This is a genomic window from Neisseria sp. HMSC078H04 (assembly GCF_001838135.1).
In the GTDB taxonomy this organism is placed as follows: Bacteria; Pseudomonadota; Gammaproteobacteria; order Burkholderiales; family Neisseriaceae; genus Neisseria.
This window is the reverse complement of record NZ_KV835827.1, coordinates 1-287: the sequence shown is the minus strand read 5'-3', so window position 1 is coordinate 287 and position 287 is coordinate 1. Positions and strand designations below refer to the sequence as shown.

At 59.2% G+C, this 287-nt stretch carries 1 pseudogene; it reads left to right on the top strand.

Features of this window, described 5'->3' with window-relative positions:
* A pseudogene (locus HMPREF2560_RS11115) lies at positions 1-287 on the top strand (hypothetical protein); the annotation flags it as partial.

Sequence of the window (287 nt, the reverse complement as noted above, 5' to 3'; positions counted from 1 at the left end):
ACCCCATGGGTCGTCTGAAAAGCCAGCGTACCGTCTGGAGCGGCACACAAACGCTTCACGGCAAACAAAACCCGCTGGCCGGTGGTGCCGTCAACCGCCGCTACGCTTACGACAAAGCCGGCAACCTGATCCAAAGCGCCGACCAAAGAAGCGGCGTACTCAATTACGTTTACGACAAAATCGGACGCATTCAGGAAGCCCGCAACAGCCAAACCGGCCGCAGCGAAACCTTCGCCTTTGACCCCGCCCACAACATCCTTTCCGACAAAGCCGCCGAAGGGAAGGGC